The 9,444-nt window shown below is 61.8% G+C and carries 8 protein-coding genes and 1 riboswitch; of the genes, 4 read left to right on the top strand and 4 right to left on the bottom strand.

What is annotated here, in order from left to right; genetic code table 11:
- Nucleotides 1–158: 158 nt before the first annotated feature.
- Nucleotides 159–2,174 carry an excinuclease ABC subunit UvrB gene (gene uvrB / locus C4J90_RS17420; RefSeq protein ID WP_124363613.1) on the bottom strand — a complete coding sequence of 672 codons (2,016 nt, stop codon included), beginning with the start codon at nucleotides 2,172–2,174 and terminating at the stop codon, nucleotides 159–161.
- A 341-nt stretch (nucleotides 2,175–2,515) separates the two neighbouring features.
- Here uvrB and C4J90_RS17425 point away from each other — a divergent pair, with 341 nt between their 5' ends.
- Together C4J90_RS17425 and C4J90_RS17430 are read left to right on the top strand one after the other, a co-directional pair.
- Entirely contained in the window at nucleotides 2,516–3,712 is a 1,197-nt protein-coding gene (locus tag C4J90_RS17425) for an amino acid aminotransferase (RefSeq protein ID WP_124420432.1), read from the top strand.
- Between the two features lie 101 nt (nucleotides 3,713–3,813).
- On the top strand, nucleotides 3,814–4,023 hold the full coding sequence (locus C4J90_RS17430; protein ID WP_124363615.1) for a hypothetical protein: 210 nt from the start codon (nucleotides 3,814–3,816) through the stop codon (nucleotides 4,021–4,023).
- Between the two features lie 168 nt (nucleotides 4,024–4,191).
- Here the strand turns inward: C4J90_RS17430 and C4J90_RS17435 are convergent, their stop codons facing one another.
- Nucleotides 4,192–5,064, bottom strand: a complete 873-nt coding sequence (locus tag C4J90_RS17435) for a LysR family transcriptional regulator (protein ID WP_124369000.1) — start codon at nucleotides 5,062–5,064, stop codon at nucleotides 4,192–4,194.
- A gap of 104 nt (nucleotides 5,065–5,168) precedes the next feature.
- Between C4J90_RS17435 and C4J90_RS17440 the strand changes: the two genes are divergently transcribed.
- Entirely contained in the window at nucleotides 5,169–6,560 is a 1,392-nt protein-coding gene (locus C4J90_RS17440; protein WP_124420433.1) for an aldehyde dehydrogenase family protein, read from the top strand.
- A 160-nt stretch (nucleotides 6,561–6,720) separates the two neighbouring features.
- Here the strand turns inward: C4J90_RS17440 and C4J90_RS17445 are convergent, their stop codons facing one another.
- The gene (locus tag C4J90_RS17445) at nucleotides 6,721–7,023 is read right to left on the bottom strand and encodes a protealysin inhibitor emfourin (RefSeq protein ID WP_124420434.1); all 303 of its coding nucleotides are present in this window, start codon (nucleotides 7,021–7,023) and stop codon (nucleotides 6,721–6,723) included.
- 28 nt (nucleotides 7,024–7,051) lie between these two features.
- Nucleotides 7,052–8,113, bottom strand: coding sequence for a M4 family metallopeptidase (locus C4J90_RS17450; RefSeq protein ID WP_124363619.1), 1,062 nt, complete (start codon nucleotides 8,111–8,113; stop codon nucleotides 7,052–7,054).
- A gap of 134 nt (nucleotides 8,114–8,247) precedes the next feature.
- Between C4J90_RS17450 and C4J90_RS17455 the strand changes: the two genes are divergently transcribed.
- Nucleotides 8,248–9,177 carry a DNA/RNA non-specific endonuclease gene (locus C4J90_RS17455; RefSeq protein WP_124420435.1) on the top strand — a complete coding sequence of 310 codons (930 nt, stop codon included), beginning with the start codon at nucleotides 8,248–8,250 and terminating at the stop codon, nucleotides 9,175–9,177.
- Between the two features lie 37 nt (nucleotides 9,178–9,214).
- Nucleotides 9,215–9,409, top strand: a riboswitch (cobalamin riboswitch).
- Nucleotides 9,410–9,444: the final 35 nt, after the last annotated feature.

Raw genomic sequence — 9,444 nt, forward strand, 5'->3', positions numbered from 1 at the left:
TGAAAATTGAAACAAGGGGCGAATGGTAACAGCCCAAAGCGCCTTATTGTAGGAGCGAGCTTGCTCGCGAAGAACGCAAGGACACCACGTTTAGCCAGAAGACCCCGCGTTATCGTTGACGATTTTCGCGAGCAAGCTCGCTCCTACAGTGAGTGGTTTTATACGGTGAGCAAGCGCTCGCGCAACTTGCCAATCTCATCCCGCGTCTGCGCCGCGGCCTCGAACTCAAGATCGCGCGCCAACTGGTACATCTTCTCTTCCAACTGGCGAATCCGCTTGGTGATCTCACTCGGCGAGCGCAGTTCGTTCTCGTACTTGGCGCTTTCTTCGGCGGCCTTGGCCATGCCCTTGCGCTTCTTGCTGCGCGAGCCGGGCACGGTGGCGCCTTCCATGATGTCGGCGACATCCTTGAACACGCCTTTGGGCGTGATGCCATGCTCCAGGTTGAACGCGATCTGCTTCTCGCGACGGCGATCGGTCTCGCCGATCGCCCGCTCCATCGACCCGGTGATGCGGTCCGCATACAGGATCGCCCGGCCATTTAGGTTACGCGCCGCACGGCCGATGGTCTGGATCAGCGAGCGCTCGGAGCGCAGGAAACCTTCCTTGTCCGCGTCCAGGATCGCCACCAGCGACACCTCCGGCATGTCCAGGCCTTCGCGCAGCAGGTTGATGCCCACCAGCACATCAAAGGTACCCAGGCGCAGGTCGCGAATGATTTCCACACGCTCCACGGTGTCGATGTCCGAGTGCAGGTAGCGCACGCGCACGCCGTGGTCGGCCAGGTAATCGGTCAAGTCTTCGGACATGCGCTTGGTCAACGTGGTGACCAGCACGCGCTCTTCCAGGGCCACGCGTTTGTTGATTTCCGACAGCAGGTCGTCAACCTGGGTCAGCGCCGGGCGGATTTCAATTTGCGGGTCCACCAGGCCAGTCGGGCGCACCAACTGCTCGATCACCCGGCCGGCATGTTCGGCCTCATAGTTGCCGGGCGTGGCGGACACAAAGATGGTCTGCGGGCTGATGGCTTCCCATTCGTCAAAGCGCATCGGCCGGTTATCCAGCGCCGACGGCAGACGGAAGCCGTATTCCACCAGGGTTTCCTTGCGGGAGCGGTCGCCCTTATACATCGCGCCCACTTGCGGCACGCTGACGTGGGACTCGTCGATCACCAGCAAGGCGTCCGGCGGCAGGTAATCATAGAGGGTCGGCGGCGGCGCACCGGACTCGCGGCCCGACAGGTAGCGCGAGTAGTTTTCGATGCCGTTGCAGTAGCCCAGCTCCAGGATCATCTCCAGGTCGAAGCGGGTGCGCTGCTCCAGGCGCTGGGCCTCCACCAACTTGTTGTTGGCGCGCAGGTATTCCAGGCGCTCGGCCAACTCGACCTTGATGCCCTCGATGGCGCCCATCAGGGTTTCACGCGGGGTCACGTAGTGGCTTTTCGGGTAGAAGGTGAAGCGCGGCAGTTTGCGGATCACTTCGCCGGTCAACGGGTCGAAGGCCGACAGGCTTTCGACTTCGTCGTCGAACAGCTCGATACGGATCGCTTCCAGGTCGGATTCTGCCGGGTAGATATCGATCACATCGCCGCGCACGCGGAATGTGGCGCGGGCAAAGTCCATGTCGTTGCGGGTGTACTGCAGGCTCGTCAGGCGCCGCAGCAGTTCGCGCTGGTCGAGTTTGTCGCCACGGTCGACGTGCAGCACCATTTTCAAATAGGTTTCCGGGCTGCCCAGGCCGTAAATGCACGACACCGTGGTGACGATGATCGCGTCCTTGCGTTCCAGCAGGGCTTTGGTCGCCGACAGCCGCATTTGCTCGATATGGTCGTTGATCGACGCATCCTTCTCGATAAACGTATCGGAGGACGGCACATACGCTTCCGGCTGATAGTAGTCGTAGTAGGAAACGAAATATTCGACCGCGTTGTTCGGAAAGAACGCCTTGAACTCACCATACAACTGCGCGGCGAGGGTCTTGTTCGGCGCCAGCACCAGGGTCGGGCGCTGCACCTGCGCGATCACATTGGCGATGCTGAACGTCTTGCCTGAACCGGTCACCCCGAGCAACGTCTGATGCGCCAGGCCGGCCTCGATACCTTCGACCATCTGGCGAATGGCTTCCGGCTGATCGCCGGCGGGTTCAAAACGGGTGACGAGCTGGAAATCCGACATAACGTACCTCGTGTGGTCACCCCAGACTCAACACCGCCAGGGACGAAATAGCTCAGCAACCCGCGAATAGTCATCGCAGGCTGCAGGAAAAAACCATGATAGCCGTAGTAGTGGTGGCGAATGTGACGGGTTTCAAGGCAATCGTCGTGCCTTCGTCCGGATCAATATTGCAATAAGACTAACGGTCGGCAAATAAACCGAAAAACTTGGCCGAAAAGCCATTTCGGCTGTCGCCCTCAGCAGTGATGGCCTCTATACTAGCTCCCCGTTTGTGCACCGCTCTAGTGCATCCGGCTGGAGCGCGACACGTCCCTCCCTTCCCCCATAGAGCTGCCGCAAAAATGAGCCTGTTCTCCGCTGTCGAAATGGCACCACGCGATCCAATCCTGGGCCTCAACGAAGCATTCAACGCTGATACACGAACCACCAAGGTCAACCTTGGCGTGGGCGTTTACTGCGACGAGGAGGGGAAGATTCCACTCTTGCGTGCCGTTGCCGAAGCGGAAGCCATTCGTGTGGCGCAACACGCTGCCCGTGGCTACTTGCCGATCGACGGGATCGCCGCCTACGACAAGGCCGTGCAGACCCTGCTGTTCGGCGCTGAGTCGCCGCTGCTCGAAGCCAGCCGCGTGGTTACCGTGCAGGCCGTCGGCGGGACCGGCGCGCTGAAAATCGGCGCTGACTTCCTCAAGCAGCTGCTGCCCGACGCCGTCGTCGCCATCAGCGACCCGAGCTGGGAAAACCACCGCGCGCTGTTCGAAACCGCCGGTTTCCCGGTGCAGAACTACCGCTATTACGACGCCGCCACCCACGACGTCAACCGTGCCGGCCTGCTCGACGACCTCAACGCCCTGCCGCCGCAGTCCATCGTGGTGTTGCACGCCTGCTGCCACAACCCGACCGGCGTCGACCTGAGCCCGGCCGACTGGCAGAACGTGCTGGACGTGGTCAAGGCCCGCAACCTGGTGCCGTTCCTCGACATGGCCTACCAGGGCTTTGGCGACGGCATCCACGAAGACGCCGCCGCCGTGCGCCTGTTCGCGGAATCGGGCCTGACCTTCTTTGTGTCCAGCTCGTTCTCCAAATCGTTCTCCCTGTACGGCGAACGCGTGGGCGCCTTGTCCATCGTCAGCGAATCCAAGGAAGAAAGCGCGCGCATCCTGTCCCAGGTCAAGCGTGTGATCCGTACCAACTATTCCAACCCGCCGACCCACGGCGCGGCGATCGTTGCAGCGGTACTGAACAACCCTGAGCTGCGCGCCCAGTGGGAAGCCGAACTTGCCGAAATGCGCCTGCGCATCCGCGGCATGCGCGAGCAGATGGTGGCCGAACTGGCCAAGGCGGCTCCCGGCCACGACTTCAGCTTCGTTGGCCGCCAACGCGGGATGTTTTCCTACTCCGGCCTGAGCGTCGAGCAAGTCACCCGCTTGCGCAGCGAGTTCGGCATCTATGCGCTGGATACCGGGCGTATCTGTGTGGCGGCGTTGAACCAGTCCAACATTGGTGCTGTGACCAACGCGATCGTTCAGGTGCTGTAAATCTGCCAGCGTTATACGAAGGGGGAAGCCAATGGCTTCCCCCTTTTTGCTGGCGAACCCACTAGACTGGACACCAACTGCCCTTTTGCTGCGAGAACCCTATGAGAAACGACGACCTGGACCTGCGCGCCGACCGCGACGAACTGGACCACTTCACCCCACGCGCGCCCCAAGCCAAGCGCCAGAAAAGCCTGGTGCTGCAAGTGGCGCTGGGTGTGTTTCTCGGTGGCCTGGCGTTGTGGCTGGTGCAATTGGGCGCCACGGCGATTATGGCGAAGCTGGCCATGGGCACCTTCCAGTTCGGCGGCTGATGAAGGTCAAACTGTGGGAGGGGGCTTGCTCTCGATGTTGTAGGAGCGAGCTTGCTCGCGAAAAACTCACAGCCACCGCGTTTATCCAGGAATTACGCGTTATCGTTGACGTTTTTCGCGAGCAAGCTCGCTCCTACAAGATTAGGGCCTGCCCCTCCCACATTGGATTCAGGCTGCTACTAACCCGCGTTCCTCCAACAGCTTTACGAAGCTGTTCAAACTCTGCGACACCGTGCCCCTGCGCCAGATCAGCCAGGTGTTCAGCACGCGGTAGCTGTCGGCCAGCGGCCACACGCTCACCGCCGCAAACCCCGGCATGCTTTCCAGCATGCTGCGCGGCATCAGCGCCAGCCCTGCTCCGGCGCTGACGCACGCCAGCATGCCGTGGTAAGACTCGATCTCGAAGATCTTGCCCGGCATCGCGCCATCCTGTGAGAACCAACGCTCGAAGTGATGCCGGTAGGAGCAGTTCGAGCGGAAGGTATAGATATTCTCGCCATTCACCTCCCGCCCCCGCGTAATGGGCGCATGGTGCAGCGGTGCGATCACCACCATTTCTTCCTCGAATACCGCAACCCCCTCCAGGGTGGAGTGCAGCACCGGGCCATCGACAAAAGCCGCCGTCAGCCGCCCGGACAGCACGCCTTCGATCATCGTGCCCGACGGCCCCGTGCTCAGGTCCAGCTCGACCTTGGTGTGTTTCTGGTTATACGCCGCCAGTAACGCGGGAATACGCACCGCCGCCGTACTTTCCAGCGAACCAAGGGCAAACGCGCCCTGGGGTTCCTCCCCCGCCACCGTTGCGCGGGCTTCTTGCACCAGATCGAGAATACGCCGCGCATAGCCAAGGAAATTCCACCCGGCCGGAGACAGGCGCAGGCGGCTCTTCTCGCGGATGAACAACTCCACGCCCAGATCCTGTTCCAGTTGTTTGATGCGGGTGGTCAGGTTTGACGGTACCCGATGGATCAACTGCGCGGCGGCGCTGATGCTGCCTTGCTCGGCAACGGCCTTGAAGATTTCCAACTGCACCAGATCCAAATCATTCTCCAATCGTGAACGTATTGCTTAATATTATTCAGTTTCCAGAAAAGATACAGCCCATACGCTGGGCTCCATTCCAATCATCCCAGCAGGACGGTGCCATGAACGCTATTTCTCACCAGACCCACGCCTTGTCGATCAACCCGGCCAACGGCGAAACCGTTGCCAGCTATGCGTACGAAAGCCAATTGCAGTTGGACGCCGCGCTTAACCGCTCCACCGCTGCCTTCCGCACCTGGCGCCGCCAACCCGTCGGCCAGCGCGCCGAATTGCTGTTGGCACTGGCCAGCGCCCTGCGTGACCAGGCCGAAGCCATGGCACAGATGATCACCCTGGAAATGGGCAAACCGATTGCCCAGGCCCGCGCCGAAATCGAGAAGTGCGCCCAGCTCAGCCAGTGGTATGCGCAGCACGGCCCCGCCATGCTCGCACCGGAGCCAACCCTGGTCGACAACGGTACCGCCCACATCGAATACCGCCCGCTGGGCCCGATCCTTGCCGTGATGCCGTGGAACTTCCCGGTGTGGCAAGTGCTGCGCGGCGCCATCCCGACCCTGCTCGCCGGCAACACCTACGTGCTCAAGCATGCGCCGAACGTGATGGGCAGCGCCTACCTGATCCAGCAGGCGTTCCAAAAGGCCGGCTTCGCTGAAGGCCTGTTCGAGGTTATCAATGTCACGACCGAGGGCGTGTCCAGCGCCATCGCCGACCCACGCATTGCCGCCGTCACCCTCACCGGCAGCGTGCGCGCCGGTATCGCCATCGGCTCCCAGGCCGGTGCGGCACTGAAGAAATGCGTGCTGGAACTGGGCGGCTCCGACCCGTTCATCGTGCTCAACGACGCCGACCTCGACGCAGCCGTACAGGCCGCGCTGATCGGCCGTTTCCAGAACAGCGGCCAAGTCTGCGCCGCCGCCAAGCGCCTGATCATCGAAGAAGGCGTGGTCGACGCCTTTACCGCCAAGTTCCTCGAAGCCAGCCGCAACCTGGTGATGGGCGACCCGACCTCGGCGGCCACCTACATCGGCCCCATGGCGCGCTTCGATTTGCGCGATGAACTGCACGGCCAGGTCCAGGCCACCGTGAAAGAAGGCGCGACCCTGTTGCTCGGCGGCAACAAAGTGGACGGGGCCGGCAACTATTACGAGCCCACCGTACTGGCTGACGTCACCGACCAGATGACTTCGTTCAAACAGGAACTGTTCGGCCCCGTCGCGTCGATCATCACCGCACGCGACGCCGACCATGCAGTGGCACTGGCCAACGACAGCGAATTCGGCCTGACCGCGAGTATCTTCACCCGCGACTCGGCGAAGGCACGGGACATCGCCAACCAACTGGAAACCGGTGGGATCTTCGTCAACGCGTTCAGCGTCTCCGACCCTCGGGTGGCCTTTGGTGGCGTGAAGAAAAGCGGGTTCGGGCGCGAACTGTCGCACTTTGGCGTACGCGAATTCTGTAATGCGCAGACGGTGTGGTTCGATCGTAAATAAACAGCCCTGGCTTCAACACACATCAAATGTGGGAGGGGGCTTGCCCCCGATGGCGGTGGATCAGCCAGGCATCTGTCACTGACACACCGCGATCGGGGGCAAGCCCCCTCCCACATTTGGATCCAGGCAGCCCTGAAGGGCCGTATCAGACCTTAAGCAATCAGCGAATATGCCGTCGCACGCACTGCACCAACCCGTCCAGCGCCTGCGACTTCACTGGCGCCAGGACGCACACCGTGTGTTCACGCTCACCTTCACTCACGGTGAGCGTGTAATGCACCTGCCCCGGGTTGTCGGAGGAAGGTTGGGTGCTTTGCGGCAACTGGAAAAAGTCCGATTTCTCGATCAGTTGCCGCAATTCCAGCTGGTCCTGCTCGGGCAATTTGTCCAGCTCGACACTGCGCGGCTGGGCCAGGCCCGGAAAAAACGCCGGGCCGCCGTTTTCCTTGATCGAGATGCGCATGGCTGTTCCTCTCCGCCCTGGCGGATTGTCAGACGTTAATGCCCACTGCTTTCCAACCTTCCTTGACGGCCTTCTGCTCATCCTTGTTCGCGCCGTACAGGCGCCCGGCCACATCGTAAGTGATACGTGCAAAACGCAGAAACCCTGAGTTCGGCCGCAACCGCGCGTCGCGCAACGCGTCGTACCAGATGCGCCCGGCACGCTCCCAGGCAAAGCCGCCGATCCGGGTGGCAACCTGATAGAACGCATGGTTGGGAATACCGGAATTGATATGCACGCCGCCGTTGTCGTCGTAGGTGTGCACAAAATCATCCATGTGCCCCGGCTGCGGGTCCTTGCCCAGCAACTTGTCGTCAAACGCGGTGCCGGGCGCCTTCATCGAGCGCAGGGCAGTGCCTTTGATTTTTTTAGTGAACAGCCCCTTGCCGATCAGCCAATCGGCGTCTTCGGCCTTTTGCTGCAGTGCATATTGCTTGATCAATGAGCCGAACACGTCCGACAGCGACTCGTTCAACGCACCGGACTGGTTGAAGTACATCAGTTTGGCTTCGTCCTCGGTGACCCCGTGGGCCAATTCATGGCCGATCACATCGAGTGCCACGGTGAAGCGATTGAACAGCTGCTGGTCGCCATCGCCAAAGACCATCTGGGTCGAATTCCAGAACGCATTGTTGTAGTCCTGGCCGAAGTGCACGGTGGCATCCAGCGCCATGCCGGCATCGTCGATGGAATTGCGGTCAAAGACCTGGTCGAAAAAGTCGAAAGTCGCGCCCAGGCCGTCATAGGCCTCGTCCACCGCCGCATCACCGCTGGCGGGTTGCCCTTCGCTGCGGATCAGCTTGCCTGGAAGGCTGTCGGTGTTGTCGGCGCTGTAGATCGAGCGCTGTTTCTCGGCACCTGCCACCAGCGCCATGCGCGCCGGGCCTCTGGCGGGCACGGCGACCATGCGCAACGAGCGGAACGTGCTGTCCTTGGCGCGCGTACGCAGCGCCACTTCGCGTTGGGCTTTATCGCCGTGGCGTGCAATCTGGTCGAGCATGTACGGCGGGATCAGGCAGAAAATCGGGTTGCGCGATTGGCGAACACACATAAGCTGGCTCCTTTTTGGCGTGTGGTGAACGGCCGTTTAACGACTTCAGGATAGACCGGAGTCTGCCGCCTGGGCCAAATTGTCATGAAATCATGTTGCAGTCGTGTTTATCCGATCCGCATAAGGAATACCCCATGCCCGCACGCAACGTCAAAATCGACCTGGCCTACCGCCCAAGGCTCGCCGACCTTCGCCCCTTGATCACGCCTACGCCCTCGCTGCTGGAAGCCAGGGCCGCAGCGCCCCGCGTCACCGCAGCCAAGGACCTGCAAGACCGGCGCGGCTACGCCGAGGATTTTCTCGGCAGCTTCGCGGTGCCCTGGCCCACGCTGGACCCGGACCAGGCAAGCGACGCCCAGCCCGGGCGCCTGGACTACATGCACTTTTCCATCAGCATGTCGCGTTCCCGACGGTTGGCGCTGTATGTCGGTGTCAACATCGACGGCGCCAAGCACGTGGATATCGTGCGCAGCAACGACACCTGGGCCTACGATGGCCGCCTGCCGATCGACGCCCAGGTGGGCGAAGACCTCTACGTCGGCAACGGCCTTGACCGTGGCCACCTGGTGCGGCGCCAGGACCCCAACTGGGGCGCCGACGCAAACACCGCCAACGGCGACACCTTCCATTTCACCAACTGCTCGCCGCAGATGAGCGGCTTCAACCAGAAAACCTGGCTGGAACTGGAGGACTACATTCTCGACAACACCCAGCGCTGGAAAGCCCGCGCCACAGTGTTTACCGGCCCGGTGTTCGCCGATGACGACCGCCTGTACCGGGGCGTGAAAATCCCCAAGGCGTTCTGGAAAGTCGTGGCCTACCTTAGTGACGACGGCAAGCCTTCCGCCAGCGCCTATATGATCGACCAGAGCCGCGAGCTGGGCCAACTGGACCTGGTGTTCGGCCCGCTCAGAACCTACCAGCGCAGTGTGATCCAGATCGAGCGGTTGACCGGTATCCGCTTCGGCAACCTGGCCGACTACGACGGTTTCAGCAACGAAGAGCGCGCCACCGGAACGCGGATCGAAGCGCTGATCCGGGGGCCTGGGGACATTCGCCTGTGACCGGCGTCACTTCAACCTCCCTCTCGTGGGCCGAATCAACTACCATAGCGCCGCCGGTTCCCCCACGGGACTAATAGGGAATTCGAAACGCCGCCCGCGACGTCAATCGAAACTGCCCCCGCAACTGTAGGTGCCGAGCCTGCTCCCCACTGCCACTGGACGTTGTCCGGGAAGGCCGGAGCCGGGCGATGACGCATCAGTCAGGAGACCTGCCGGCCCAGTGACTCACTAACCGGCGGGGTGTCCGGGAAGGCCATCCTTGCCCTG

Origin of the sequence: Pseudomonas sp. R2-60-08W, from assembly GCF_003852335.1 — a bacterium.
Classification (GTDB): domain Bacteria; phylum Pseudomonadota; class Gammaproteobacteria; order Pseudomonadales; family Pseudomonadaceae; genus Aquipseudomonas.